At 60.9% G+C, this 24,945-nt stretch carries 24 protein-coding genes; 16 read left to right on the top strand and 8 right to left on the bottom strand.

The annotated features are described in order from the left end of the window. The first annotated feature begins 78 nt into the window (after positions 1–78). A complete protein-coding gene (locus MJP36_RS11500; protein WP_060755953.1) occupies positions 79–885 on the top strand; it encodes a hypothetical protein in 807 nt (268 codons plus the stop codon). A 75-nt stretch (positions 886–960) separates the two neighbouring features. On the opposite strand, the gene prmB is transcribed toward MJP36_RS11500, so the two are convergent. Beyond that, positions 961–1,869 carry a 50S ribosomal protein L3 N(5)-glutamine methyltransferase gene (gene prmB / locus MJP36_RS11495; RefSeq protein WP_060755954.1) on the bottom strand — a complete coding sequence of 303 codons (909 nt, stop codon included), beginning with the start codon at positions 1,867–1,869 and terminating at the stop codon, positions 961–963. 238 nt (positions 1,870–2,107) lie between these two features. On the opposite strand from prmB, the gene MJP36_RS11490 reads away from it, so the two are divergent. From MJP36_RS11490 to MJP36_RS11465, 6 genes are all read left to right on the top strand, one after another. Then, positions 2,108–2,698 carry a cysteine hydrolase family protein gene (locus tag MJP36_RS11490; protein WP_060755955.1) on the top strand — a complete coding sequence of 197 codons (591 nt, stop codon included), beginning with the start codon at positions 2,108–2,110 and terminating at the stop codon, positions 2,696–2,698. Between the two features lie 140 nt (positions 2,699–2,838). After that, complete coding sequence (locus tag MJP36_RS11485) at positions 2,839–3,159, top strand: hypothetical protein (protein ID WP_244385382.1); 321 nt, start codon at positions 2,839–2,841, stop codon at positions 3,157–3,159. A gap of 75 nt (positions 3,160–3,234) precedes the next feature. Further along, positions 3,235–3,792 carry a Smr/MutS family protein gene (locus MJP36_RS11480; protein WP_244385381.1) on the top strand — a complete coding sequence of 186 codons (558 nt, stop codon included), beginning with the start codon at positions 3,235–3,237 and terminating at the stop codon, positions 3,790–3,792. 204 nt (positions 3,793–3,996) lie between these two features. Beyond that, entirely contained in the window at positions 3,997–4,377 is a 381-nt protein-coding gene (locus MJP36_RS11475; protein ID WP_060755958.1) for a DUF1090 family protein, read from the top strand. A gap of 302 nt (positions 4,378–4,679) precedes the next feature. Beyond that, positions 4,680–5,225, top strand: coding sequence for a GTP cyclohydrolase I FolE (folE, locus tag MJP36_RS11470; protein WP_003175229.1), 546 nt, complete (start codon positions 4,680–4,682; stop codon positions 5,223–5,225). A gap of 102 nt (positions 5,226–5,327) precedes the next feature. Continuing rightward, on the top strand, positions 5,328–5,699 hold the full coding sequence (locus MJP36_RS11465) for a glutathione S-transferase N-terminal domain-containing protein (protein ID WP_244385380.1): 372 nt from the start codon (positions 5,328–5,330) through the stop codon (positions 5,697–5,699). 206 nt (positions 5,700–5,905) lie between these two features. Here the strand turns inward: MJP36_RS11465 and MJP36_RS11460 are convergent, their stop codons facing one another. Genes MJP36_RS11460 through MJP36_RS11450 form a run of 3 tightly spaced genes read right to left on the bottom strand, consistent with a single transcriptional unit; the run spans position 5,906 to position 8,839 of the window. Further along, the gene (locus MJP36_RS11460) at positions 5,906–6,223 is read right to left on the bottom strand and encodes an AtuA-related protein (RefSeq protein ID WP_060755960.1); all 318 of its coding nucleotides are present in this window, start codon (positions 6,221–6,223) and stop codon (positions 5,906–5,908) included. Next, entirely contained in the window at positions 6,220–7,545 is a 1,326-nt protein-coding gene (locus MJP36_RS11455; protein ID WP_244385379.1) for an acyclic terpene utilization AtuA family protein, read from the bottom strand. The genes MJP36_RS11460 and MJP36_RS11455 overlap by 4 nt, the downstream gene beginning before the upstream one ends. Position 7,546: 1 nt before the next feature. Continuing rightward, positions 7,547–8,839, bottom strand: a complete 1,293-nt coding sequence (locus MJP36_RS11450; RefSeq protein ID WP_060755962.1) for a CitMHS family transporter — start codon at positions 8,837–8,839, stop codon at positions 7,547–7,549. Positions 8,840–8,964: 125 nt separating this feature from the next. Between MJP36_RS11450 and MJP36_RS11445 the strand changes: the two genes are divergently transcribed. Beyond that, positions 8,965–9,849, top strand: coding sequence for a LysR family transcriptional regulator (locus MJP36_RS11445; RefSeq protein ID WP_244385378.1), 885 nt, complete (start codon positions 8,965–8,967; stop codon positions 9,847–9,849). A gap of 59 nt (positions 9,850–9,908) precedes the next feature. On the opposite strand, the gene MJP36_RS11440 is transcribed toward MJP36_RS11445, so the two are convergent. Further along, the gene (locus MJP36_RS11440) at positions 9,909–10,511 is read right to left on the bottom strand and encodes a glutathione S-transferase family protein (RefSeq protein ID WP_090369609.1); all 603 of its coding nucleotides are present in this window, start codon (positions 10,509–10,511) and stop codon (positions 9,909–9,911) included. 10 nt (positions 10,512–10,521) lie between these two features. Then, complete coding sequence (locus MJP36_RS11435; protein ID WP_104994388.1) at positions 10,522–11,688, bottom strand: aminotransferase-like domain-containing protein; 1,167 nt, start codon at positions 11,686–11,688, stop codon at positions 10,522–10,524. A gap of 81 nt (positions 11,689–11,769) precedes the next feature. On the opposite strand from MJP36_RS11435, the gene MJP36_RS11430 reads away from it, so the two are divergent. The 3 genes from MJP36_RS11430 to MJP36_RS11420 all read left to right on the top strand — a co-directional run bounded on the left by MJP36_RS11430 (position 11,770) and on the right by MJP36_RS11420 (position 14,391). Further along, the gene (locus MJP36_RS11430; protein WP_104994389.1) at positions 11,770–12,204 is read left to right on the top strand and encodes a MarR family winged helix-turn-helix transcriptional regulator; all 435 of its coding nucleotides are present in this window, start codon (positions 11,770–11,772) and stop codon (positions 12,202–12,204) included. Between the two features lie 187 nt (positions 12,205–12,391). Continuing rightward, positions 12,392–13,738: an NCS2 family permease gene (locus MJP36_RS11425; protein WP_060755967.1), complete on the top strand. Its 1,347-nt coding sequence runs from the start codon at positions 12,392–12,394 to the stop codon at positions 13,736–13,738. 14 nt (positions 13,739–13,752) lie between these two features. After that, positions 13,753–14,391, top strand: coding sequence for a LysE family translocator (locus MJP36_RS11420; protein ID WP_205343439.1), 639 nt, complete (start codon positions 13,753–13,755; stop codon positions 14,389–14,391). On the opposite strand, the gene MJP36_RS11415 is transcribed toward MJP36_RS11420, so the two are convergent. Together MJP36_RS11415 and uraH are read right to left on the bottom strand one after the other, a co-directional pair. Further along, the gene (locus MJP36_RS11415) at positions 14,369–19,600 is read right to left on the bottom strand and encodes a dermonecrotic toxin domain-containing protein (protein ID WP_244385377.1); all 5,232 of its coding nucleotides are present in this window, start codon (positions 19,598–19,600) and stop codon (positions 14,369–14,371) included. The genes MJP36_RS11420 and MJP36_RS11415 overlap by 23 nt on opposite strands. 152 nt (positions 19,601–19,752) lie before the next feature. After that, positions 19,753–20,106, bottom strand: a complete 354-nt coding sequence (gene uraH, locus MJP36_RS11410; RefSeq protein ID WP_060755970.1) for a hydroxyisourate hydrolase — start codon at positions 20,104–20,106, stop codon at positions 19,753–19,755. A gap of 345 nt (positions 20,107–20,451) precedes the next feature. On the opposite strand from uraH, the gene puuE reads away from it, so the two are divergent. From puuE to MJP36_RS11385, 5 genes are all read left to right on the top strand, one after another. Beyond that, positions 20,452–21,378, top strand: a complete 927-nt coding sequence (puuE, locus tag MJP36_RS11405) for an allantoinase PuuE (RefSeq protein ID WP_060755971.1) — start codon at positions 20,452–20,454, stop codon at positions 21,376–21,378. Next, positions 21,375–21,890 (top strand): 2-oxo-4-hydroxy-4-carboxy-5-ureidoimidazoline decarboxylase, encoded by a 516-nt coding sequence (uraD, locus tag MJP36_RS11400; protein ID WP_060755972.1) that lies wholly within the window; start codon positions 21,375–21,377, stop codon positions 21,888–21,890. The genes puuE and uraD overlap by 4 nt, the downstream gene beginning before the upstream one ends. 41 nt (positions 21,891–21,931) lie before the next feature. After that, on the top strand, positions 21,932–22,927 hold the full coding sequence (alc, locus tag MJP36_RS11395; protein ID WP_090369595.1) for an allantoicase: 996 nt from the start codon (positions 21,932–21,934) through the stop codon (positions 22,925–22,927). A gap of 84 nt (positions 22,928–23,011) precedes the next feature. Then, positions 23,012–23,515 carry an ureidoglycolate lyase gene (locus MJP36_RS11390; RefSeq protein WP_090369593.1) on the top strand — a complete coding sequence of 168 codons (504 nt, stop codon included), beginning with the start codon at positions 23,012–23,014 and terminating at the stop codon, positions 23,513–23,515. A gap of 51 nt (positions 23,516–23,566) precedes the next feature. Beyond that, entirely contained in the window at positions 23,567–24,865 is a 1,299-nt protein-coding gene (locus MJP36_RS11385) for a urate hydroxylase PuuD (protein ID WP_244385376.1), read from the top strand. Positions 24,866–24,945 lie beyond the last annotated feature (80 nt).

Genomic DNA, 24,945 nt, shown 5'->3' with positions numbered 1-24,945 from the left:
TGAAGAACGCGGCCGATAAGCCCAGAGTCGACAGTAAAAAGACTGCCGACTCGCAAGGCTTGGACAGGATCGCACCGCATGACAACCACCGAAGCTACACCAGAACCTACCGCCGACACCCCGGCTGAAAAAACCGAGGCCGTCGAGGCGGCGGCGCTGCCGTGGGCGGACGTACAGGCCGAACATTTCAAGATGCTGCGCCTGGCGCCGCTGACCACGGACCGCGCGACCGGCGCACGGCCCTTGCGCTTTGTGCAATTCGGTTATGCCGAGCGCCACGACAAACATCGCAGCCTGTTGCGCATGGTCATCCAGTTGCCGGCGCAACGCGTGCGCCGTGAGCAGAACCACCTGGATATCTGGGTCGATCACGATACCCACCGCGTGCACTTCGGCCCGGGCAACAGCCTGGAAATCGAACCGGCCAACCGCGGCCTCGGCCGTTTCCTGGTCGCCCAGGGCGCGGCGTGGGCCAAAAAGAAGTGGTCACACTACCGCGTCGACGGCGTGGACCTGGCCAACAAAGACGCCCTGAATGAAGCCACGCGCCTGCGCCGTGATCATTTCCTGCGCATCCAGGGTTTTGACGTGGCCTACGCCGACGTACAGCACCTCAAAGGCAACGTGCAGCCGGGCAAAGTCAGCGAAGTACTCGACAGCTGGAACACCGAGAAGGTGCAGTTCGTGGAGATTCTCGAGGCCGCACAGATGCTGCAACAGGCCGAGCACAACCTGGCCGAGCATGAAGTGAAGTTGCGCAAGGAAGAGGAAAAGGTCACCAAGTTCAAGCGTGAGGACAGCGGGTTGCGCTTCACCATCACTTGCCTGGTTGCGTTTACCGTGTTTCAGGCAGGCTTGCTGATCTGGATTGCCACGCACCGCTGACAGCGGGATGAAATGCAATAAACAGTGGGAGGGGGCTTTCCCCCTCCCACATTGATCGGGTTCACACTGACCGGCTTAGACCCTGGCAGCAAACACTGCCTGATGCGCCCGGCACTGTTCTGCCGTGAGCATGAATACGCCGTGGCCACCGCGCTGAAAATCCAGCCAGGCGAAGTCCACTTCCGGGTACAACGCCTCGACGTGCACCTGGCTGTTGCCGACCTCGACGATCAGCAAGCCCTTCTCGGTCAAGTGGTCCGCCGCCTCGGCCAGCATGCGCCGCACCAGGTTCAAGCCATCATCACCGCAAGCCAGGCCCAGCTCCGGCTCGTGCTGGTATTCCTCCGGCATGTCGGCAAAATCTTCAGCATCCACATACGGTGGGTTGGACACGATCAGGTCGAACCGCTGACCCGGCAGGCCGTCAAAGCCATCCCCTTGCACGGTGTAGACTCGCTCATCGACGCCATGGCGCTCGATGTTCTGGTTGGCGACTTCCAATGCCTCAAAAGACAAGTCGGCCAGCACCACCTCGGCCTCCTGGAATTCATAAGCACAAGCAATACCAATGCAGCCGGAGCCCGTACACAGGTCGAGAATGCGCGCCGGTGGCTGGGCCAACCAGGGTTCGAAGCGGTTTTCGATCAGTTCGCCGATCGGCGAGCGCGGGATCAACACGCGCTCGTCGACGATAAACGACAGGCCACAGAACCAAGCCTCTTTCAGCAGGTAAGCCGTGGGTAGACGCTCGTGGATGCGGCGATGCAACAAACGCTGCACATGGGAGATTTCCTCTTCTTCGAGGTTGCAGTCCAGGTAGCTGTCGGCAATTTCCCAGGGCAGGTGCAAGGCGCCGAGCACCAATTGCCGGGCTTCGTCCCAGGCATTGTCGGTGCCATGGCCGAAAAACAGATCTTCCCCATGGAAACGGCTGACAGCCCAACGGATATGGTCGCGCAAAGTGCGCAGGCGGGATGTAATCACGGGGCAGACTCCTGGAAAAAACGACTGGCGATTCTAACAGCCTTCGCCTGTCCCTTCGATGTACGAAAACACCTCACCACCCGTCGGATTTCATTCCATTTGCCATCATTGGACTCAACAAGCCACCCTCTTGACATCGCTGCACGTCAACAACGGCGTACCTTACGATGGTAGCGATTCACAGAACCGCTCAGCCAGTGGACAATGTCACAAAAGCCCCCCTCACAGGAGCCCCAGAATGTCCGTTCCAAAGACGATGTTTCAACTCAGCGGTCGTGGTTATGCAGCAGCCAACCTGAATCATGCGACCCTCGTGATCATCGACGCCCAAAAGGAATACCTCAGCGGTCCGCTTGCCCTCTCCGGCATGGATGCAGCCGTCAGTCATATCAAGCAACTGGTGTCATCAGCCCGCAACGCCGGGCGCCCGATCGTGCATGTGCGCCACCTGGGTACCGTCGGCGGCCTCTTTGACCCGCAAGGCGAGCGCGGCGAATTCATTCCGGGCCTGGAACCGCTCGGTGACGAAACCGTTATCGGCAAGCTGTTGCCCAGCGCCTTCCACGGGACCGGCCTGGAAAAACACCTGCAGGACCTCGGCTCCCTGGACTTGATCGTCTGCGGTTTCATGAGCCACTCCAGCGTCAGCACCACCGTGCGCGCCGCCAAGAACCTGGGCTTTCGCTGCACCCTGGTGGAAGACGCCTGCGCCACCCGCGACCTGCCTTACAAAGGTGGCGTCCTGAGTGCCGAGCACGTGCAACAGACCGAAATGGCCATCATGGCCGACAACTTTGCGACCTTGGCGTTGACCAAAGATCTGATCTGATCGACATCTGATGAGCGGCGTGGCGTGTTAATCGCCCCGCTCATCCGCAATGCCCTCTCATTTGGCGCATTTACCTCTCTCCCAGGAACAAGTTGTGTATCTTCCGGTCGAAGGGCCGATACCCTGGAGGAAAGGTCGGAATGAAGATATCCGATGGTTTTGATGCTCGTCGCTTGCGCCCCAAGGGCCCGAGCAACTGGCGTCTGCGCCTGGTCGCCGGCTTTGCCGCGCTGTTGGCGATAGTAGGTCTGCTGTTGGCCGGCGCTGGTGGTGCCGGTTTGTCGGGGCACTCACCCGCCCTGGGTGAGCTGAATACCAGCCCTGGCGGTTCGGCCATTTTGTTGGTGGCCGGCCTGTTGGTACTGTGGTTGGGCGTGTGGTTGTGGCGTCGCAGCCGTCGACGGATGCGCCAACCCTTGTCACTGAACATCGCTGCACACCTGATGAAAAAGCACGACTGATGGCGCTTGGATAGCGTTTCCTGCGCCCTGGCCGCCGCGATTTAGGTAAACTGCCCGCCCTTCGCGGAGGCCGACATGCAAGACGACGATTTTTCCCTGTTCAAAAACGAGCTGCGCGGCGTCAAGCCGATCAAGCACGACCGCGCCGACACCGGCAAACCCAAGACCGACCGGGCGCAGATTGCCAAGTTGCGCCAGGCCGCGACTGTGCGCGCCGATGCCACCACCGTCGACGGTCTGTCAGACCAGTTCGTGATCGATGTCGGCCCCGAAGACGAGTTGATGTGGGCCCGCGACGGCGTGCAGGAAAGCCAGATGCGTAAACTCAAGGTCGGGCAGATCCCGTTCGAAGGCAGCCTTGACCTGCACGGCATGAACGTCGAAAAAGCTCGCGAAACCCTCTGGGCCTTCCTGGCCGAAGCAACGAAATTCGAAATCCGTTGCGTGCGCGTCACCCACGGCAAGGCGGTGCGGCTCGACGGCAAGCGCCCGATGATCAAGAGCCACGTCAACACCTGGTTGCGCCAGCACCCCCAGGTACTCGGTTTTACCTCATGCCAGGCCCGCCACGGCGGCGCCGGCGCGGTGTATGTGATGCTCAAGCGCACCATGATGGAAGGGCGCGACGAGTAACCGGATAAGGCGAAAACACTGAGTTGTTCGTTTTTCGTAGCGGCCGGATAACGTGAAAGGCCGCACATTTACGAAAATCGAATGTTGAAGCTCAAAAATTGACCAAATAGTATTTCGCTCCAACCGAGCGCTCACCTTATGGATATCGTCCTGCACCCGCTCGGTGCCCAGGTTTGTGCGGACGATTAAACATTGAGGTTTGCCATGCGTCTTTCCAAGCTCGCTCCATCCGCAGCACTGCTGAGTCTGATCTGCCTCCCCATCCATGCCGCTGACTTGACCGCACTGACGGGCGCTCTCTCGTCTGCTCTGGGTGGAGCAAACACCAACAACAACACCAACAACGCCAGTATCGCCTCCTGCCAGCAACAGATCCGCGACCTGCAGGCGAACCTCAACGCGGCGAATGCCAAGGGCGATACGTTGCGCGCCAGCGCGTTTCAAGCCGCGCTGACGCAGACAAACAAAACCTGCAGCAATACCGGCTATAACGCCCAAGCCCAAGTGAACACCGACCCACAGCGACAGCAAAACGTGAATAAGGCCGCCGATGCGATCAATGCCATCGGCGGCCTTTTCAAATAGGCCCTGAGTCATCTGAAAAGCCCGCGATTGCGGGCTTTTTTTCAACTGCAAACTGGCTGGTCACGAGCAGCAGGTGCGTCACGCTACCGCACCGAAAAACGGGCATCCGGACGCATGCAGAAGGGGTTTTCTGACCGACAAACCCTGCACGCGGCGCTCGTCGCATTGAAGGGCAATACAACTGCCGCCACACTTACGCTACCATGTGCCCAATGGCAGGTATGAACCAACGCTTGATTGGTAAACATTTTTGGTACAGGCAGAAACCGTACCCTTCTAGAACCCATACGGAATAAAGCTCTGTGACATTGGAACAGAATTACACCGCGATCCTCGGCCAGCTCGGCGAGGACGTTTCCCGCGAGGGCCTGCTCGACACGCCAAAGCGTGCCGCCAAGGCGATGCAGTACCTTTGCCGCGGCTATGAGCAGACCCTGGAAGAAGTCACCAACGGTGCCTTGTTCAGCTCTGACAACAGCGAAATGGTGCTGGTCAAGGACATCGAGTTGTACTCGCTGTGCGAACACCACCTGTTGCCGTTTATCGGCAAGGCCCATGTTGCCTACATCCCGAGCGGCAAAGTGCTGGGCCTGTCGAAGGTCGCGCGGATTGTCGACATGTATGCGCGTCGCCTGCAGATCCAGGAAAACCTCAGCCGCCAGATCGCCGATGCCGTGTTGCAAGTCACAGGCGCCCTGGGCGTGGCGGTGGTGATCGAGGCCAAGCACATGTGCATGATGATGCGCGGTGTGGAGAAACAGAATTCATCGATGATCACTTCGGTGATGCTCGGTGAATTCCGCGAAAACGCGGCCACCCGCAGCGAATTCCTCAGCCTGATCAAATAACAGGTTGGGTAAGAAAAAACCGGCATTCATCGCCGGTTTTTTTTCGCCCGCGAAATTCAGGTAAGCTGCGGCCCCTTCTGTATCGGGCAAGAGGTTTCAGCCATGTTCGTCAAAGCACTTCGAGTGGGCCTCGGCCACGTCATCATCGCGGGCGACTTGCTTACCCGTCCGCGCAAAAAGCAGCGTTCCGCCGAACAACAGGCCACGGTCAACGCCGCCGCCAAGGACCTGACCCTGTATCAGTTCCATGCCTGCCCGTTCTGCGTGAAGACCCGTCGCACCCTGCACCGCCTGAATGTGCCGGTGGCGTTGAAGGACGCGAAGAATAACGAGCACGACCGCCAGACCCTGCTGGAACAAGGGGGCAAGATCAAAGTGCCGTGCCTGCGCATTGAAGAAAACGGCGAGACCACCTGGATGTATGACTCCAAGGTGATCATCGATTACCTGGACAAGCGTTTCGCCGCGATCTGACTGACCGATACCGATCAAATAGTGGGAGAGGGCTTGCCCTAACACCAGTCAGTTAAAGCTTAACGCTGTCACTGTGGGAGGGGGCTTGCTCCCGATGGCGGTGTGTCAGTCACGGTTTCTGAACCTGACACACCGCTATCGGGAGCAAGCCCCCTCCCACAGTTTATCCATCGCCCGCTCTATCGCTTACTTGCCCCCTCCCACAGTCAGCGTGTCGCCAAATCCAGATCCAATAACGCCGAACCCAGGCACTTGCCATGCGCATCCAGCGCCAGCGAACGGGTGACGCCACCGCGCAGAATCCCGGGCAACACGAAGTTCAGCGCCTGCACGTTCGGCAATTCATAACGGCGTACCGGCGCTGCACCCGGCTCGCGCAGACCGGCAAAATACTCGGCCACGCGTTCGGCTGTCAGCTGTTCACATAGCCATGGGTAGTCTTCGGCGCGGTAGGCAATGATCGAGATATTCGACGTATCGCCTTTATCCCCGGTGCGGGAATGGGCCAAGGTATGCAACTTCATGCCTGGATCCTCGGGTTGACCACACTACGCGGCACCATCAACGATGCCACCGCCACTACCTGGCGTACGCTCTTGCTCGCACCGCCGCCGCCTGACGGGCCGTTGGTGTAGAGGGTTTCCACTTCATTGCCGACCCGCACCGCCTCGTCGCGATCTTCGCAACGGGCAGCGACGCGCAGGCGGACTTCCCAGGGTTCGACGCTGCTGCGCGGGCCGTGCAGTGAATCCATGCCGATCAGTTCGGCCCGCACGTCCTGCATCTTCACGCCCGTCCAATCAAGGCGCTTGAGCACGATATCCCGGGCCAACTGCGCCCGTGCGACCGCACCCGGCCCGCCGTAGGACATCTGCCCCTCGCCAATCCAACCGTCCAGGTAACCGACGCTCACCTTCAACTGCTCGGGCCGTGCATGCCCAGCGGCACCCTGGGCGCGAACGCGATCAATCCCCTCCTCCACGAACGCCACCCGAGAGAAGTCCGCTGTCACGTCCGGGGTCAAGTACGCCGCCGGGTCATGCACTTCGTAGATCAATTGTTCGGTGCAGGTGGCACGGCTGACCCGCCCGCCGGAACCTGAGACTTTGGTAATCACCGCCTCCCCCTCGGCATCCACCTCGGCCAAGGGAAACCCCAGACGGGCGAGGTCTGCCACATCCTTCACACCGGGATCGGCAAAATACCCACCACTGACCTGCCCCGCGCACTCCAGCAAATGCCCCACCAACGTGCCGCGCCCCAGGCGCTGCCAATCATCCGCCGCCCAGCCGAACTCAAACATCTGCGGCGCCAGAAACAACGAAGGGTCAGCCACCCGCCCGGTAATCACCACGTCGGCATCCGCGTGCAGCGCCTGCAAAATAGCGTCGACCCCCAAGTAGGCATTTGCCGAAATCAGCCGCTTGCCCAAGGAGCCCAGGGTCTGGCCGTTATCCAGCCGTTGTTCGGGCCGCAGGGTCGCCAAGACATCGTCGCCGATTGCAGCCACTACCCTGAGGTTCAACCCCAACTCATCGGCAATTCGCCGCACTTCAATCGCCGCCGCGACCGGGTTGGCTGCGCCCATGTTGGTGATCACCCGCAGGCGACGACGCCCCGCGTGCCGCCCCACAAATGGCAACACACGGCGCATGCGCTCACTCAACAACGGGTCATAACCGCCCTGCGGGTCGCTGATGCGTGCTTGCTGCGCCAGCGCAATGGTGCGTTCAGCCAGGCATTCGAACACCAGGTAGTCCAGGTCACCCTGTTCGGCCAGTTCCACGGCAGGTTCGATACGGTCACCGGAATAGCCGGCGCCGGAACCGATGCGCAAGGTTTTCATCTCAAATCACTCCCAGGAGCAACGCGGTCAGGGTCATCAACACCGACGCGGCAAACAGAAAAGGGATGGTAAAGCGCTGGTGATCGGCCAGTTCTATCTTGCACAAGCCCACCAGCAGGAAGGTCGCCGGGGTCAGCGGGCTGACCGGGAAGCCGGTGGTGTGTACCCCCAGCAACGAAGCCTGGGCCACTTGCAGTGGGTCGACACCCAGTGCCTTGCCGACTTCGGCGATCACCGGCATTACGCCGAAATAGTAGGAATCGGGGTCAAACAGCAGACTCAACGGCATGGAGATAAAACCCACCACCGCCGGGATCAGCTTGCCGTGGCCCGCAGGAATCTGCGCCACCGCCACCTCGGCCATCGCCTTGAGCATGCCGGTGCCCTGCATGATGCCGGTGAACACGCCGGCGGCGAGCAGGATGCTGGCCATGGTCAGCGCGGTCTTGGCGTGGGCGTCGATGCGCGCACGCTGGGCGTCCACGTTCGGGTAGTTGATGCACAGCGCCACCACGGTGCCGAGCATGAACATCACCACCGGGTCGACCCAGCCGGCAATCATCACCACCATCACCAGCACGGTGAGAATCAGGTTGGCCCAGAACAGCCGAGGGCGGCGCAGCTGGATATCCGCGTCACTGAGCACCCGCTGCGGCACCGCATCCACCGTCGAGCCGGCGCCCAGGCCCAGGCGTTTTTCCTCACGCCGGCCCAGCCACCAGGCACACGCGAAGACAAATACCAGGCCGACGACCTGCACCGGAATCAGCGGCTGGAACAGATCCGCCACCGGCACATGCAGCGCGGCTGACGAGCGCAGTACCGGCCCGGTCCACGGCAGGAAGTTGACCCCGGCCGCCATGGCACATACACAGGCCAGGATGCGCTTGTCGATGCCCAGCCGCGTATACAGCGGCAGCATCGCCGGCACCGTGACCAGAAAGGTCACCGCGCCGGAGCCATCCAGGTGCACGAGCAGCGCCAGGGTCGCGGTGCCTACAACAATTCGCGTAGGACGCGTCCCTACCGTACGCAGGATGCGATCAATGATGGGGTCGAGCATGCCGGCATCGGTCATGATCCCGAAAAACAGGATGGCAAAGACAAACATGCCCACCACCGGGGCGACGTTCTTGATACCGGTGATGATGAAGGCGCTGGTTTGCAGGCCGAACCCGCCGAGCAGCGCGGCGATGATCGGCAAGGCGATCAGGGCCACCAGCGGTGAGAGGCGTTTGCTCATGACGGCAGCGAGCAGGCACAGGATAGTAATGACACCCAGGGTTGCGAGCATGGGGGACTCCAGAGCGGCCTGGTTGGCCGGTTATTGTTTTCCCTGGAGTATTGGAAGCGGGTTAGTCTTTGTAAATTGGAATATTCACCGACCAGCGTTCGGAAAAACAAAATGAAGCAATCCCAATGAAGAATTCAATCCAACACATCCAGGCTTTCCTTGCCGTGGCCCGCACCGGCAGTTTCACCAAGGCGGCCAACGAGCTGCACCTGTCACCTTCGGCCCTGACCGTGCAGGTGCAACAACTGGAGGACTGGCTCGGCGTCGCCCTGCTCGACCGCAGCCCGCGCCACGTCAGCATCACCGCCGCCGGCCGGGACGCGCGCGGCCCCATGGAAAAACTGCTGCTGGACCTGGACAACATCGTCACCGGCTCGCGCGATCTGGCGGCCCTGCGCCGAGGCGTGGTCACCATCGCCGCCCTGCCTTCGGTGTGTGCCGGTGCCCTGCCGCCGGCGTTGCGGCTGTTTCGTGAACGTTTTGCCGGGATCGAGGTACGCCTGCACGACTTGGTGGCCCATCGCATTCATGCGCAGGTGCGTGCAGGTGAAGTGGATTTCGGGATTGGCGTACGCGCAAGGCTCAGCCATGGCCTGGACTTCGTACCGGTGCTCAATGACCGCCTGTGTGCCTTCGTGCCGGTGGATCATCCCCTCACCCGCCATCGCCAACTGACCCTGGAGCAACTGGCGGACCAGCCGATCATCCTGACCGGCCGAGACAGCAGCGTGCGCGAGCAAGTGGATGAGCTATTCGATCAAACACGTTTGACGATGAATGCCGGCATGGAAGCCAACTACATGTCGACAGTGCTGGCACTGGTACGCCAAGGGCTGGGGATCAGCGTACTGCCGGAGTCGGCGGCGGACAGCCTGGAAGGCCTGAGCCGTATCCGTATCGATCATCCCGGGGTGAGCCGGGAGATCGGCTTGATCAGACGTAGCGGCCTGGGCTTGAGCCCGGCTGCGCAACGCTGTTTTGACCTGCTGGGCGAACAACTCGCTCCCTAGCGCCACGCCCGGCAAAGCGATGCTGGTGAGTCACTGCCCGCACGCCGCAATCGCGCACCTCAGCCCAGCATCGGCACATGCCTGGGATGGCTGGCAACGCGAGCCAACCAGGCCTGCACCCCCGGATAAGCGCCCAGGTCAAAACCACCTTCATGGGCCACATGGGTGTAGGCATACAAGGCTACGTCGGCAATCGAGAACTGCTCTCCCACCAGATACGGCGTGAGTTGCAGTTGACGCTCCATGACTCTGAGCGCCTTGTAGCCGCCCTTGTGCAGCTTCTGGTATTCCTCCAGGCGCTCTTGCGGCAGGCCCAGGTAAAACTGGATAAACCGCGCCACGGCAATGTACGGCTCATGGCTGTACTGCTCGAAGAACTGCCATTGCAGCACCTGGGTGCGCAGGCGCGGTTCGGAGGGCAAAAACTCGCTGCCATCGGCCAGGAAGTTGAGGATCGCATTGGATTCCCACAGGCAGGTGCCGTCTTCCAGTTCCAATACCGGAATCTTGCCATTCGGGTTCTTGGCCAGGAACTCGGCGGTCTGGGTGTCGCCGTTGAGGATATCGACATCGACCCATTGGTACGCAATGCCCAGCAGATTGAGCATCAACTTGATCTTGTAGCAGTTGCCCGACTTGTAATCGCCATAAACCTTGTACATGGGGCTCCCCTTATGCCGCTTGCGCGTGCTGTGCTTGACGGACCACCGCGGCCAGGCGCTTGAGACCTTCGTCCAGGCGGGCCGGGTCAATATGGCTGAAATTGAGTCGCAACGAGCCCGGATGCTGATCCGGCTCGGAAAAGAACGGTTCACCGGGCATGAACGCGACGCCCTGCGCCAATGCTTGCGCCAACAAGGTGCGGGTATCGAGGGGTTGTTTCAAGGTCAGCCAGAAGAATAATCCGCCCTGGGGCACTTGCCAGTCGGCCAGTTCGTTGAAATGACGCACCAACGCGGCCTGGAATGCGTCGCGGCGCTCACGGTAAAAACTGCGCAATTGCACCAGGTGCTGCTGGTATTTTTCAGTGCCGATCCATTGCATCGCCTGCCACTGGCCGACGCGATTGGTATGCAGGTCCGCTGACTGCTTGAGCTTGAGCAGATGCGGGAACAAATCCGGGCTGGCGATCAGATAACCCACGCGCAGGCCGGGCAACAATGTCTTGGAAACCGTGCCGGTGTAGATCCAGCTGGCTTTTTTCAGGCGCCCGACGATGGGCTGTGCGCTGCCGCCATCAAAGGTCAGTTCGCGGTAGGGCTCGTCTTCGATCAGGGTCACGCCGAACTCATCGAGCAAGGCGGCTACGGCTTCGCGCTTGGCCTCGCTGTAACGCACGGCCGACGGGTTTTGAAAGGTCGGAATCAGGTAGATGAACGCCGGTTGATGGCGTTCAAGGCTGGCGCGCAATTGCGCCAGGTTGGGGCCGTCGGCTTCCAGTGGCACGGTGAGGCAGTCGGCGCCGAACAGTTGGAAGATCTGCAGCGCGGCCAGGTAGGTCGGACCTTCCAGCATAATCGGCGTGCCCTTGTCGATATACAACTTGGCCGCCAGGTCCAGGGTTTGCTGGGACCCGCTGACCACCAGTACCTGGCTGGCCTGGCACGCCACGCCCAACGCACGGGCCTCGGCCGCCAGCAATTCGCGCAGCGCAGGCTCGCCTTCGCTCATGCCGTATTGGCCCATGTTCAGCGGCATATCGTCCCAATTCAACGCGGGCAACATCGCTTCGGCAGGCAGGCCACCGGCGAAGGACATCACCTCCGGGCGCTGGGCCGCCGCGAGGATTTCACGGATCAAGGAGCTTTTGAGGCGCGTAACACGTTCAGAGAAGGCCATAAGGTCACCGCTAGCGAAGCCTGTGGGAAATACGTCAAACTGGTTGACCGAAATTACGACGACTTGCACGGATACGTCAATATGCTTGACCTTAAAAACCCCACCGCCCAGCAAGCGGCCATGGAAGCGTTCTTCTTCGGCTACCAGGCCTTTACGGCCAAGGCCGACGAGATGCTCGGACGCCGTGGCCTGAGCCGTGTGCATCAGCGCATCGTGTTTTTTATCGCGCGCTACCCGGCAATCAGCGTGAAGCAACTGCTGGAATTGCTCGGCGTGAGCAAACAGGCGCTGAACATGCCCCTGCGCCAATTGCAGGAAATGCACCTGGTCAACAGCGTTGCGTCCGAGACCGACAAGCGCAAACGCCTGTTGGAACTGACCGAAGAAGGCCAGCGTTTCGAGCAGTCATTGCGCCGCGAGCAAGTGAAGTTGTTGCAGCGCGCCTTCAACGAAGCCGGGGAAGACGCCGTGACGGGATGGCTGGCGGTGAATCAGGCGCTGAGTGCGGCGAATTAGCCTTTCATCATCTTTTGCGCAGCTGATCGAAAACATTATTTGCTTTATTTGTATACAAAAGCATAATCCTCTGCGTGCGAGTTCCTGACCTATTGGTCAACAAAACCCGCCAGTACCTCAAAGCGCTGTTGCCCACATTCGTGACCGGCGCGGGAAATAACAATAAAACTCTTGAGGAGTACTCGCTGTGGATAGCCGCAAATCCGAAGCCCCTACGCTGGAAATCGCCCCGCCTGGCAACAGTTGGCTGGAACGCCTGTTCAAACTCAGCTTGCATGGCACCACAGTGAAGACCGAACTGATCGCCGGCCTCACCACCTTCATCACCATGGCGTACATCATCTTCGTCAACCCCAACATCATGGCCGACGCCGGTATCGATCACGGCGCGGCATTCGTCGCCACCTGCATCGCCGCCGCGTTGGGCTGCCTGTTGATGGGCCTGTACGCCAACTGGCCCGTGGGCCTGGCGCCGGGCATGGGCTTGAATGCGTTTTTCACCTACACCGTGGTCGGCACCATGGGCTACCACTGGGAAACCGCGTTGGGTGCCGTGTTTATTTCCGGCGTGCTGTTCATGGGCCTGACATTGTCCCGCGTGCGCGAATGGCTGCTCAACAGCATCCCGGTCAGCCTGCGCCATGCCATGGGCGCGGGCGTGGGCCTGTTCCTCGGGGTGATTGGCTTGAAAACCGCCGGCATCATCGTCGACAGCCCCGCCACGCTGATCAAGCTCGGCTCGCTGCACGAACCGGCACCGCTGCTGGCGGCCGTGTGTTTCCTGTTGATTGCCATCCTCAGCTACCACCGCGTGTTCGGTGCGATCCTGATCAGCATCATCGCCGTGACCCTCGCCGGTTGGGGCCTGGGCCTGGTGCACTACAACGGCATTCTCTCCACGCCGCCGAGCCTGGCACCGACCTGGATGGCCATGGATGTGAAGGGTGTATTCAATGTCAGCATGATCAGCGTGGTATTCGCTTTTCTTTTTGTACACATGTTCGACACCGCAGGTACACTGATGGGCGTCGCGCAGCGCGCCGGGCTGGTCAATGCCGACGGCAAGATCGATAACCTGTCCCGCGCGCTGAAAGCCGACAGTGCTTCCAGCGTGTTCGGTGCCATGGTCGGCGTGCCGCCAGTGACGAGCTACGTGGAAAGCGCTGCCGGTGTCGCCGCCGGCGGCCGCACGGGGTTGACGGCCGTGACCGTAGGCGTGCTGTTTGTGGCGGCGATGTTTTTTGCGCCGCTGGCCGGGATGATTCCGGCCTACGCCACGGCCGGGGCGCTGATCTACGTGGCAATGTTGATGATGGCGAGCATGGCGCATATCCATTGGGATGAAGCCACCGACAGCATCCCAGCGATTGTCACCGCGATCATGATGCCCCTGACTTTTTCGGTCGCCGACGGTATCGCCCTGGGCTTCATCACCTATGTGGCGCTCAAGGCAGGCACCGGCAAGTACCGCGAAATTTCCGTGAGCCTGTGGGTGCTGTGCGCGATCTTTATCGCCAAATTCATATTTCTATAAAAAGGGAGTGACTGATGAACCTGGAAACCTGGCTACTGTTCAGCGGCGCAGCGTTGGTGGTGATCCTGATCCCGGGGCCACTGTCATTGTTGATGATCAGCAACAGTCTCAACTACGGCCTGCGCCGTTCGTATCCAGCGTTTCTCGGTGGGGTGTTTGCCTCGATCTGCCTGTTAAGTGCCTCGGCCCTGGGCCTGGGCGCCCTGTTGCTGGCATCGGAGCAGTTGTTCAGCGCTTTGAAGATCCTCGGCGCGGCCTACCTGTTCTACCTCGCCTGGCAGAGCTGGCAGCAATCTCGCCAGCCAAGCCAGGCGGCCGTGGTGCCGCAGGCGGTAGCGACGCCGCGCTTTCGTGCGCTGTTTGGCCGAGCGTTTGTGCTCGGCGCCAGCAACCCCAAGGACATCCTGTTCTTCGCCGCCTTCCTGCCGCAATTTCTCAGCAGCCAGCAGCCGTTCCTGCCGCAACTGCTGATCATGATCGCCACCTGGACCCTGCTCGACCTGCTGTGCAAACTGGCCTACGGGCTCAGTGCCCATGGCGCTGCGCGTTACTTGCGCAGCGGCAAAGGCCAGAGCTGGTTCAACCGCGTCAGCGCCGGGCTGTTCGGCGGCGCCGGGATGGTGTCGTTGGTCAAGGCGACGGGGCCACTTTGACGAAATAAACGCTGGGTGGGATCTTGCCTGAAACAGGCCATTGAATGCCCGCCACGATCCGCACCAGGCGCCCCTCTTCCAGAGCACGCTTGACTCGCGCGAATATCATCGAGCTCGGATGACGGTTGATGGCTTTATTGAACCAATCATCCGTCAGCCCGCCACGCAATATGATGGACGCTCGCTCAACCCAATGAATGGCGATGTAGTACAGCTTGTTTGAAAGAGGATGGGTGGCGACCAATTCACTCGTGGGCTTTCTGCCATGCCTGACGCTCATCTCCTCTACATCGAAACCCTGCTGTTGCAGCACGCGCCGGACCGCCGGAAGCTGCGCATTGTTTCGTTCGAGTGCCAGCTTACTGCGGGCGGGCCGTAATGCGGGGTCTAACCCAGTCACGCGAAAATCGATACGAGTAAAGCCCGGGGTCTTGTCGTTGTAACCGACAAACAGAGACACCCCGCGCCTTTCGGTGGGCCGCAACATTCTCAGCAAATCATCCGTCTGACCGGGCCTTGCAGGGGCAGCAGGCAACCACTTGTCCAAGGTCGCACGGATATTGAGCAGGTGAGTGGCCGTTGCAGGGCGCCGTGGGCCTGACAACTCAATCATTCTTGCAACCGTGAAGTCTTGGCTTTTACGGGTCAGGGTGGGAAACGCCTCCCCCACGTACTGCGTCAGCGGCTTATCGAACAGCGGCAGATGAAGCTGCCACCCCTGGGCTGAAGTGCGTGAGGCCGGAAGAGGCTGCTCACTCGGCGCCGTGCGGGTCCAACGCTCGATGTCGGCACTGGCCAAGGACACCAGCGGTTCATCCCTTGTAATAAACACGATGCGGTTCAACGGTGCCTGATCGCCCTGGGGAAGCAGCCGGTAATAACCGCTCAAAGGATCCACCAGGCTGGTATTCGCGGGCGCCACTCGCAGGGCGTTGTAGGAAATGCCTGGGCTGGCCAGAGGTACATGAAACACCCCGGGCGCCGGGGAACTCAATTGCTCGGTAACCGGAATCTGCATGCGCCAATCCAGCCAATGGGTCGCCGGGTTGGATGACTGCAGGATGGCGTCCTCCGTCGCGGTGCGTAAAACCGGTGGCCACCAGTCAGGCGGTGCTGACGCGGGCGCACGCCAGGGGTTGAGCACGCCTGAACTCGTCCCGGCCACCGGTTGGGGGGCGTCTGCGCCGAGTAACCGCTCGCTCTGTCGAGGACTGTTCAAGATCAATTCATTCTGGCCGGCGACCCGGGGGTTCTTCAAGCGAAACGCCGGCTCGTTGCCGCGTCGGTAGACCGGATAATGGTGCGTGTCGTCAGCCACAAATGACGCGCCGTCCTTCACATGGATGCCGAACCGATCCGGCCCCTTCAACGCCACGGCCCCTTTGGGCACGCCCTTGATTTTGAAATGTTCCAAGGCTTTGAGCTGCATCACGGGGGGCGGCGCAAGCCGGGTTGAGCCACCCTGCGCGGACATGCGCAGGCGATGAATACGCCCCAACGCAGCTCTTGCGATGGGGCGAGCGACACGCGATGTGCCCTGCCCTGCCGGCTTCGGGCCGGGCATGACATTCACTAGCAGGTCGACGATCAAAAAACTGCTCATGAAGCCCACATCGACAGCATCGTGCGCATCGCCAAAGCGATGGTAGTGGCGCGCCGCAAGCAGCAGCTCATACACATCATTGAGCACGCCGAACAAGGGAAAGAAAAACTGCGAGAGAAACGCGACGATCCGGCGAATGCGAGTCTGGCCCTGCTCACCCAGCCGCTGCGCTCGGTACTGTTCCAGCTCTTGGCCGGAACGGCTGGATGCCTGAGCCTGGCGCTGCAGTTCGAGCACGTTGGCTTGATACAGCAAGGCCTGGGCATCGCTGTGGGAGGTGGCGACAATCGCCAGCCAGTCCTGCGGATCACTGGCGATCTGTTCATGGATGATGCTTTCTATCTCACTCAGTTGCGCCGTGGGCTCCAGGTGCTTGATGTTGAATGAGCGAATGAACTCGATCCCCTGCAGGATCCCCTTGACCATGGAAACGCCCGGCAAGGGATAGGGGATATCGAACACCCCAGCAGGCGTAGCGGCCCGAGCCGGATGATGAGTGAGCGCCTCAAACGCCCAGCCGGGTGCGACCTGCCGCGCCAGCAGCCTGACGTTGCCAGGCAGTGCGCCGACTCGATTCAACTGCGCTCGGGCCTGTTCCAGGCTGCCGTACTCAGTGAGTACCCACCCTTGCGGAGCTTCGGGCCAATAGACCACACACTGATCAGTGAGCAGGTCTTGCACCACCACCAGCCCTGCGATGTAGCGATCATGCTGCATGGTGTGCCCTACCAGGTGCACCACATGCAATTGCAGCGCGGGCTGGAGCGTTCGCGTCGCCAAGGCGCTGCGCAACAACGCCTGCGCACTCGCCGTCAGTCCCTGCTGAGCCGCCGAGTAGGGATGCTGTGCAGCACCCGCTTGCAACGTGCGATTCAATAACGCGGGAATACGCCCCTCAGTCGCTGTGGGGGCAGCACCGGCAGGCGGATAAAACACTGATTGGATCAACCTGTCGTACTCGCCACCGATATCCAGTGAAGCCACCATGGGGATCAGGTAGGCGGCGTTCAGGCGTTCTTGCCACTGGGGTTGCAGATAGCGGGCGCGGTTGAATCGCCAGTGTGTCCAGGGCGCCAACGGGTCCAGGTTATGCAGCGCCAATTGCAGCAGGCTGAACGTCGTGCGCTCAAGGGTAGCGGTCAATATGGGTTTGCGGTCCCCGACTGAGCAGCGGCTTTCCCACCCGCAAAAGCTGTCCTGCACATCATCGGGCAGATCAATCAACGGTTGCTCGATATCCAGCTGCGCCGGCATGCCATCCTGGCGCAGGCGGTCCGTCAGCGCACGGCGGGCAAACGAGCCGAGGTCAGGCAGGCAGTCTTGCAGGTGACGGGCGAAGGCGAAGGCGCTGCTCAACTGCAAACGCCACAAGCGCCTGAAATGCTTGCGCTGGGCACGGGATGCAGCGGCCAACCAGGCCGGTATTTTCTTCGACTCAGACGCGACCTTGCGCATCAGTTCAACATGGGTATGCGCCTGGTTCAGCGCGCTGTTCGCCGGGACCATCAATTGGCCTTGCAGCTCGAACATCAACAGCGAGCGGCTCAACCCGGCATCCGTCACTTCACTGAAAATACGCGCGATGTCCTCAGTGCTGCTGTGCAAACGGTCGTAGGTCCCAAGCAGTTTCTTGAGGCCGGTGAGGGCAGGCTTGCCGGGGATGTCGAGGTAACGCACGTTCAGGGTTTCACGCGCAGCGTGGGCGCGCAGGTCGCGGCGCTTATCGTGCTCCACGCAACCCCATAGCACCGAATCGTCACGGCTGCTCAAACTCACCTTGAGGCTCTGAGTCAAGGCATCCAGCCCGGAAAATGCAAGCAGGCCACCGGCTGCACCGAACGCGTACACCACCACAGGTCGCTGGCGGGTCGGGACCCTCACGGCGGCGGCGGTCGTGATGACCCAGACGTTGTGCAGGGGGTAATAGGCATCGGGTTCGTTGCCGATGGCGATGGACATCACTCGGGTCTGACTGCCCGGACGTCGGGAGGCCAGAGGCTGGTCTATGACTTCAATCATCAGCGCCCGATGCGCGCTACCCAGCAACTGGAGCCGGTGCTGCAGCTCAACCTCAGAGCGCAGCGCCTCGGCTTGAGCATTCAGGAACAACGAAACACGTCTGGGCGTACCTGCCCCGCCGGGCCGCTCGGCCCAAAAAACCAGGTCGAGTGCACGTTGCGGCGCATCCTGCATCAAGGCTTTCAACGCTTGCGCATGAACATCTCGCTGGCTCATCAGTGACCGCAACGCCTGATAGGCTGGCGTCTGTGCACTGGGATCATCCGTGGCCAACAGCGTGACCAAACCCTTTTCGTAGCGTTTGACCTGCCGCTCCACCGTCAGCATCGCCAGCGTGGACGCCGTGCTGGCAAACACAATCTCTGCCTGCCGGCGTTGGCGGTCCCAACGCAGTAATTGATCACGCAGCAGACCCAGCCGAGCGCCGCCGACCTGTTGTTGGCGTGCGCCTTCCACATATGCAAGAAGAGCCCTGGCCTGCAGCGGTTGAGGCCGAGGCCGAGCGGTTGAAAACACCTGCGCGAGATTGACCTGCATCGCACAGGCCAACTCATTGGCCCATTGCCCACTCAATAACGCCTCGGCCCCTTGCGCCAGGGCGTCGCCGGTCACTGCGTGGCCACGCACGAAGCGGGTTGTCGGGGACAAGTCCGCCGGCGGGCAGGCGCCATTGCGCTGATCCAGGGGTAAACACTGCCACAGTTCGTGAAAGCGCTCGCGGCCCAACTCCAGCAAGCCGCATTGAAGGACGTCGAAGCTGGGGTATTCATGAAAATTGCGCCCTCCACCCGGCAGGTAGAGGACATGGGGCGCATCAACGGGCTCGCCTTCACGGTATAGATGCAAGGCACCGGGAATCGCCAGCGCAGGTGAGCCGGGCCACAGCAACCGACCCACTTGCACACTGGCCCAGCTACCGCCGGCACGCTGCCGGGCTTCGGCGCTCGGGGCGTCGATGACCGCCTGGACCATCAGCATTCCCGCGCTCGATAACTCGTCGAGTTGGCGCGCGATGAAGGCGCGATCGGCGAAGAGCTGTGTGTGCAACGCAGCCCAACGTTCCCGCCGCGTCAGCCAGGAACCCTGCACCAGCGTGTCCCAGTAGGCTTTTTGCGCGCCGGCCAAGACCTCGAGCAGCCCCATCGCACACAGTCGTTGCAAGGCTTGCAATGGGGTGTAGGGCAAGCGCCGGCGCGGGCGGCCCTTGATGCTCAACGCGGTAAACGCGTTGACGTTGACCGCCACCGACGGCTGCACCAGCGAGAACAAGGCCCGATCAGTCAAGGTATCGACCTTTTGCGCTGCCCGGGGTGGCTTCGGTTCGGTAAAAATCAGGCTGTCCGGGTCCATCTCGAACGCTTTGCGCAGCTCGGTTCGCAACACATTCAGCACTTTGGGTGAACGACCGAGCAGATGAACCAGCGCTTGGGTCGATTCGCTGCACCGCAGGTCGGCAAGGGCGATCTGATTGATCAGGCGGCTGTGGTGTGGATGGGTGTTGATTCGCCAGCGCAATTGATCGCGGATGCCCTGGAGTGCGGCTTCGGCGGCCACTGCTGAATCATCGGTGTCGAGGAGCGGACCCATGGTGCTTTCTTCTCAATGAGGAAAGCACCCAGCCTAGGCAACGCCGTCGGCCCAAGGGCGCTAGATAATTGATCCCATGCCCCATAAAAAAGCCCGCAGTGTGGGCGGGCGAAAACCAACGAAGAGCTTTGGGGGTGTGAAGCGAGGTGACGCTAGCTACCGCGATAGGTGGAGTAGCTGTAAGGCGAAATCAGTAGCGGCACATGGTAATGCTCCTGTTCGGCGTTGATCCCGAAGCGCAACACCACCACATCCAGGAAAGCCGGCTCCGGCAGTTGCACGCCACGGGCGCGGTAGTAGTCACCGGCGCTGAATTGCAGTTGGTACACGCCGCTGCGGTAGGCATCGCCTTGCAGCAGGGGCGCATCGCAGCGGCCATCGCTGTTGGTGTGTGCGGTGGCGACGCGTTCAAGCTGCGCGCCTTCGACGCGATACAGCTCTATCTTGATCGCGCTGCCGGGGCAGCCGTGTGCGGCATCCAAAACGTGTGTAGTCAAACGTCCCATGGCGTCGGCGCGCCTCCCGTGGTCAGTTAAAGAGTGAGCCGCACTTTTTCAGGGCAGCGAAAAAGCCGGCGATGGCTGATTAAGACACTTTTTAAAAAAATTGTACACAATAAAAATCACAAACCTTTGCATCAGTCCGCGCCTGGTACTCAAACAGGCGATTCATACGTAATCCTTGCTTTTAAACGACCTTTTGTCCATTAGCTGACCAACCAGGCAAGTTTCTTGCTACACCATTCACACAGCGTCCCGCAGAAAAAATGCAGAAATGCGGGCTTACAAAGTGGCTGATAAGTTGTATACAATCACTCATCGCCAACACGACGAACAAGAAGGAAGACTGCAGTGAGCGCTGACTACCCACGCGACCTGATCGGTTACGGCAGTAACCCTCCTCACCCCCATTGGCCGGGCAAGGCGCGCATTGCGCTGTCTTTCGTACTCAACTACGAAGAAGGTGGTGAGCGCAATATCTTGCATGGTGACAAAGAGTCCGAAGCCTTCCTCTCGGAAATGGTCTCGGCCCAGCCGCTGCAGGGCGCACGCAACATGAGCATGGAGTCGCTGTACGAATACGGCAGCCGGGCCGGTGTGTGGCGCATTCTCAAGCTGTTCAAGGCATTCGATATTCCGCTGACCATCTTCGCCGTAGCCATGGCCGCCCAACGCCATCCGGATGTGATCCGCGCCATGGTCGACGCCGGCCATGAGATCTGCAGCCATGGCTATCGCTGGATCGACTACCAGTACATGGATGAGGCCCAGGAACGCGAGCACATGCTCGAAGCTATCCGCATCCTTACCGAATTGACCGGCGAGCGCCCACTGGGCTGGTACACCGGGCGCACCGGCCCCAACACGCGGCGTCTGGTGATGGAGGAAGGCGGTTTCCTCTACGACAGCGACACCTACGACGATGACCTGCCCTACTGGGAACCCAACAACCCCACCGGCAAGCCACACCTGGTGATCCCCTACACCCTGGACACCAACGACATGCGCTTTACCCAGGTGCAGGGGTTCAACAAGGGCGATGACTTTTTCGAGTACCTCAAAGATGCGTTCGACGTGCTTTACGCCGAAGGCGCCGAGGCCCCGAAGATGCTTTCGATCGGCCTGCATTGCCGCCTGATCGGCCGTCCTGCGCGCCTGGCTTCGTTGAAGCGGTTCATTGAATACGTCAAGGGTCACGAGCACGTCTGGTTCACTCGCCGGGTGGACATTGCGCGTCACTGGCAAGCGACCCATCCCTATGCGGGAGCGGCGAAATGACTGCATTCCAGAGCCTGAAACCCTCGACCCTGGGCCGCGACGAATTCGTCAACGCCTTCGCCGACATCTACGAACATTCGCCATGGGTGGCCGAAAAGGCCTTCGACCTGGGCCAGGATGCGTCGATCGACCAGATCGAGACCCTGCACCAACGTATGAGCGATATCCTGTTGAGCGCCGATCACGCCAGCCAGCTGGCCCTGATCAACGCTCACCCGGACCTGGCCGGCAAAGCCGCCGTCCAGGGCCAACTGACCGCAGCCAGCACTGATGAACAGGCCGGCGCGGGGATTCACCAGTGCACGGCCGAAGAGTTTTCTCGCTTCACCGAGCTGAACGAAGCCTATAAGGCCAAGTTCAAGTTTCCCTTCATCATGGCGGTAAAAGGCAGCAACCGGCACCAGATCCTGGCCGCGTTCGAAACGCGCATTCACAACCCGGTGGACACCGAGTTCAAATGCGCCCTGGCCGAGATCAACAAGATCGCGTTGTTCCGATTACTGACCCTCTAAACGACCATCCCCAGCCACTCAATCCAAGGCAGACAAGAAGAATGAAAGCGCAACCCGTACCTTTCGAAAAGTTCGTCAACCTGGCCGATGCCCGCCTGGGCACCAAGATCCTCTCGGTGACCGATGACTGGTTCGCCGACGCCAACCGCCTGTTCCAGCCGACCCCGGCCGTGTGGAAGGAGGGCGTTTTCGATGACAACGGCAAGTGGATGGACGGCTGGGAATCACGCCGCAAGCGCTTCGAAGGCTACGACAGTGCCGTGATCCGCCTGGGCGTACCGGGCTCGATCAAGGGCGTGGACATCGACACTTCATTCTTCACCGGCAACTACCCGCCGTCGGCGTCCCTGGAAGCTTGCTTCCTGGCCTCGGGCGACCCTGACGAAAACACCCAGTGGGTGGAAGTGCTGTCAGCCGTCGAGCTGCAAGGCAACAGCCACCACTACCATGAAATCAACAACGACCAGGCGTTCAGCCACCTGCGCTTCAACATCTACCCGGACGGCGGCGTGGCCCGTCTGCGTGTGTACGGTGTGCCGTTCCGCGACTGGTCGTCGGTGGGTGACAACGAACAGGTCGACCTGGCTGCCGCACTGAACGGCGGTCGCGCCCTGGCCTGCTCCGATGAACACTTCGGCCGCATGAGCAACATTCTGAACCCGGGCCGTGGCATCAACATGGGCGACGGCTGGGAAACCGCGCGTCGTCGTACACCGGGCAATGACTGGGTGATCGTCGCCCTGGGCCATCCGGGCGAGATCGAGAAGATCATCGTCGACACCCTGCACTTCAAGGGCAACTACCCGGACACCTGCTCGATCCAGGGCGCATTCGTGAAAGGCGGCACCGACAGCCAGATCGAAACCCAGTCGCTGTTCTGGCGCGAACTGCTGCCGGCGCAGAAGCTGGAAATGCATGCCGAACACACCTTCGCCGAACAGATCAAGGCACTCGGGCCGATTACCCACATCCGCCTGAACGTGTTCCCGGATGGCGGTGTGAGTCGCCTGCGTGTCCTCGGCAAAGTCGCCAAGTAACGCCTGAGCGGACGCGGAGCGTCCAGGGCAACGTTCCCACGCAGAGCGTGGGAGCGATCAATAGACAAGATTAAGAAGACAGCCATGCGCACACTGATGATCGAACCCCTGACCAAAGAAGCCTTTGCCCCTTTCGGAGACGTTATCGAAACCGATGGCAGCGATCACTTCATGATCAACAACGGGTCGACCATGCGCTTTCACAAGCTGGCGACGGTAGAAACCGCCACGCCAGAAGACAACGCGATCATCAGCATCTTCCGCGCCGACGCGCTGCCGATGCCGCTGACCGTGTGCATGCTGGAGAGACACCCGCTGGGCAGCCAGGCTTTCATTCCGCTGCTCGGCAACCCCTTTCTGATCGTGGTCGCGCCACTTGGCGATGCACCTGTATCAGGCTTGGTCCGCGCCTTCGTCACCAACGGCAGGCAGGGCATCAATTACCATCGCGGCGTCTGGCACCACCCGGTGCTGACGATCGAAAAGCGGGATGACTTCCTGGTGGTTGATCGCAGTGGCACAGGCAATAACTGCGATGAGCATTTTTTCAAAGAGGATGAGCGTTTGATCCTCGCCCCCCACCAATAAGAGAAGGTCTGATCACCCGACAACAAGGGTGACAGGCGAGAGGTAAAGACTGTGGAAGCACATCTGTTGGAATGGCTGAACCTGAGCGTGCGCTGGGTTCACATGATCACCGGCGTCGCCTGGATCGGCGCATCCTTCTATTTCGTCTGGCTGGAAAACAACCTCAACCGCGTCAACCCCAAGGACGGCCTGGCCGGTGACTTGTGGGCGATCCACGGAGGCGGTATCTACCACCTGGAAAAATACAAACTGGCCCCACCGACCATGCCGGACAACCTGCACTGGTTCAAATGGGAAGCCTATTTCACCTGGATGTCGGGCATTGCGCTGCTGTGCGTGGTGTTCTATTCCAACCCGACCTTGTACCTGCTCGCCCCCGGCAGCAGCCTCAGCGGCCCGGAAGGCGTACTGCTGGGCATCGGCTCGCTGTTCGTCGGCTGGTTCGTCTACTCCTTCCTCTGCGACTCGGCCCTGGGCAAGCGCCCTGCCCTGCTCGGCTTGATCCTGTTCGTGCTGTTGATTGCCGCCGCGTACGGTTTCAGCAAGGTGTTCAGCGGCCGCGGCGCCTACCTGCACGTGGGCGCCGTGATCGGCACCATCATGGTCGGTAACGTGTTCCGCATCATCATGCCCGCCCAGCGCGCATTGGTGGCGGCCATCGCGCAAAACCGCACGCCTGACCCGGCCTTGCCGGCCAAGGGGCTGCTGCGTTCGCGACACAACAACTACTTCACCTTGCCGGTGCTGTTCATCATGATCAGCAACCACTTCCCGAGCACCTACGGCAGCCAATACAACTGGCTGATCCTGGCCGGTATCGCAGTGGCGGCGGTGTTGGTACGGCACTACTTCAACACCCGGCACAACAGCCAGAAGTACGCGTGGACCTTACCGGTCGGTGCGCTGGCGATGATTTGCCTGGCCTACGTGACCGGCCCGAAACCGCTGGCCACCACCCCGGACGTAGCCAAGGCCCCCGCCGCCATCGAGTACCAGCCGTTGCCGGAAACAGCGTTGGGTGGCGGCCTGAAACCTGCTGCGCCGACGGCACCCGCAGCTGAACCGGCGGCTGCACCCGCCCAGGCCACGATTGATTTCGACAAGGTGCACGGGGTGATCCAGGAACGCTGCGCCGTGTGCCATTCGGCCAAGCCCACCAGCCCCCTGTTCAGCACGGCCCCGGCCGGCGTGATGTTCGACACCCCGGCGCAGATCCAGCAGCAGGCGGCGCGCATTCAAGCGCAGGCCGTGGCGAGCCAGATCATGCCGCTGGGCAACATCACCCAGATGACCCAGCAGGAGCGGGATCTGATTGGCACCTGGATCAACCAGGGGGCCCGCACCAACTGATTGGTTCACACAGTTCCAATGTGGCAGGGGCTTGCCCCCGATAGCAGTGTGTCATTCAAAACATCAGTGACTGAACCACC

The sequence above is a fragment of the Pseudomonas palleroniana genome (assembly GCF_022836895.1).
Lineage (GTDB): Bacteria > Pseudomonadota > Gammaproteobacteria > Pseudomonadales > Pseudomonadaceae > Aquipseudomonas > Aquipseudomonas palleroniana.
Note: the sequence above shows the minus strand (reverse complement) of the source record. Positions and strands in the feature narration are given on the sequence as shown.

What these genes read in the sequence shown, in the direction of transcription:
- MJP36_RS11480 (WP_244385381.1), top strand. Translation starts at nt 3,235, where the DNA reads ATGCAAGACGACGATTTTTCCCTGTTCAAAAACGAGCTGCGCGGCGTC.
- MJP36_RS11450 (WP_060755962.1), bottom strand. Translation starts at nt 8,839, where the DNA reads ATGCTCGCAACCCTGGGTGTCATTACTATCCTGTGCCTGCTCGCTGCC.
- MJP36_RS11390 (WP_090369593.1), top strand. Translation starts at nt 23,012, where the DNA reads ATGCGCACACTGATGATCGAACCCCTGACCAAAGAAGCCTTTGCCCCT.
- MJP36_RS11415 (WP_244385377.1), bottom strand. Translation starts at nt 19,600, where the DNA reads ATGGGTCCGCTCCTCGACACCGATGATTCAGCAGTGGCCGCCGAAGCC.
- MJP36_RS11420 (WP_205343439.1), top strand. Translation starts at nt 13,753, where the DNA reads ATGAACCTGGAAACCTGGCTACTGTTCAGCGGCGCAGCGTTGGTGGTG.
- MJP36_RS11500 (WP_060755953.1), top strand. Translation starts at nt 79, where the DNA reads ATGACAACCACCGAAGCTACACCAGAACCTACCGCCGACACCCCGGCT.
- MJP36_RS11490 (WP_060755955.1), top strand. Translation starts at nt 2,108, where the DNA reads ATGTCCGTTCCAAAGACGATGTTTCAACTCAGCGGTCGTGGTTATGCA.
- MJP36_RS11475 (WP_060755958.1), top strand. Translation starts at nt 3,997, where the DNA reads ATGCGTCTTTCCAAGCTCGCTCCATCCGCAGCACTGCTGAGTCTGATC.
- uraH (WP_060755970.1), bottom strand. Translation starts at nt 20,106, where the DNA reads ATGGGACGTTTGACTACACACGTTTTGGATGCCGCACACGGCTGCCCC.
- alc (WP_090369595.1), top strand. Translation starts at nt 21,932, where the DNA reads ATGAAAGCGCAACCCGTACCTTTCGAAAAGTTCGTCAACCTGGCCGAT.
- MJP36_RS11435 (WP_104994388.1), bottom strand. Translation starts at nt 11,688, where the DNA reads ATGGCCTTCTCTGAACGTGTTACGCGCCTCAAAAGCTCCTTGATCCGT.
- MJP36_RS11445 (WP_244385378.1), top strand. Translation starts at nt 8,965, where the DNA reads ATGAAGAATTCAATCCAACACATCCAGGCTTTCCTTGCCGTGGCCCGC.
- MJP36_RS11430 (WP_104994389.1), top strand. Translation starts at nt 11,770, where the DNA reads ATGCTTGACCTTAAAAACCCCACCGCCCAGCAAGCGGCCATGGAAGCG.
- MJP36_RS11455 (WP_244385379.1), bottom strand. Translation starts at nt 7,545, where the DNA reads ATGAAAACCTTGCGCATCGGTTCCGGCGCCGGCTATTCCGGTGACCGT.
- uraD (WP_060755972.1), top strand. Translation starts at nt 21,375, where the DNA reads ATGACTGCATTCCAGAGCCTGAAACCCTCGACCCTGGGCCGCGACGAA.
- MJP36_RS11440 (WP_090369609.1), bottom strand. Translation starts at nt 10,511, where the DNA reads ATGTACAAGGTTTATGGCGATTACAAGTCGGGCAACTGCTACAAGATC.
- MJP36_RS11465 (WP_244385380.1), top strand. Translation starts at nt 5,328, where the DNA reads ATGTTCGTCAAAGCACTTCGAGTGGGCCTCGGCCACGTCATCATCGCG.
- MJP36_RS11460 (WP_060755960.1), bottom strand. Translation starts at nt 6,223, where the DNA reads ATGAAGTTGCATACCTTGGCCCATTCCCGCACCGGGGATAAAGGCGAT.
- MJP36_RS11485 (WP_244385382.1), top strand. Translation starts at nt 2,839, where the DNA reads ATGAAGATATCCGATGGTTTTGATGCTCGTCGCTTGCGCCCCAAGGGC.